Source organism: Ligilactobacillus equi DSM 15833 = JCM 10991 (assembly GCF_001435735.1).
GTDB lineage: Bacteria > Bacillota > Bacilli > Lactobacillales > Lactobacillaceae > Ligilactobacillus > Ligilactobacillus equi.
The window spans coordinates 37,010-37,564 of the sequence record NZ_AZFH01000138.1; the positions used below are offsets into that span (position 1 = coordinate 37,010).

5 tRNA genes are annotated in these 555 nt (G+C 50.1%); all 5 read right to left on the reverse strand.

Annotation, left to right across the window (positions count from 1 at the left end):
• Positions 1-34: 34 nt before the first annotated feature.
• The 5 genes from FC36_RS07805 to FC36_RS07825 all read right to left on the reverse strand — a co-directional run bounded on the left by FC36_RS07805 (position 35) and on the right by FC36_RS07825 (position 480).
• Positions 35-107: transfer RNA gene (locus FC36_RS07805), tRNA-Asp, on the reverse strand.
• Positions 108-119: 12 nt separating this feature from the next.
• A tRNA-Met gene (locus tag FC36_RS07810) sits at positions 120-193 on the reverse strand.
• Between the two features lie 11 nt (positions 194-204).
• Positions 205-294 (reverse strand) — tRNA-Ser (locus FC36_RS07815).
• 24 nt (positions 295-318) lie between these two features.
• A tRNA-Ile gene (locus tag FC36_RS07820) sits at positions 319-392 on the reverse strand.
• Positions 393-406: 14 nt separating this feature from the next.
• Positions 407-480: transfer RNA gene (locus FC36_RS07825), tRNA-Met, on the reverse strand.
• Between the last annotated feature and the right edge of the window lie 75 nt (positions 481-555).

Sequence of the window (555 nt, forward strand, 5' to 3'; positions counted from 1 at the left end):
TATGATTTATTAAATTATTACCTTACGGTAACAACGGTCCATGACGGATTTGAACCGACGATCTCCTCCGTGACAGGGAGGCGAGATAACCACTACTCCAATGGACCAAAATTTCTTAATTGCGGGAGCTGGATTTGAACCAACGACCTTCGGGTTATGAGCCCGACGAGCTACCAGACTGCTCCATCCCGCGATAATAATAAAAGGAGGATAAGAGATTCGAACTCTTGCGCGGTTTGACCCGCCTGACGGTTTTCAAGACCGTTCCCTTCAGCCAGACTTGGGTAATCCTCCATAGAATACGACACAAAGTCATGATGGACCTTGTAGGACTCGAACCTACGACCGGACGGTTATGAGCCGTCTGCTCTAACCAACTGAGCTAAAGGTCCAAGCTCGTACTAAGTCGCGGCAGGGGGAATCGAACCCTCGACCTCCCGGGTATGAACCGGACGCTCTAGCCAGCTGAGCTACACCGCGATTTATGAATATTAAATTCAATCGGGAAGACAGGATTCGAACCTGCGACCCCCTGGTCCCAAACCAGGTGCTCTA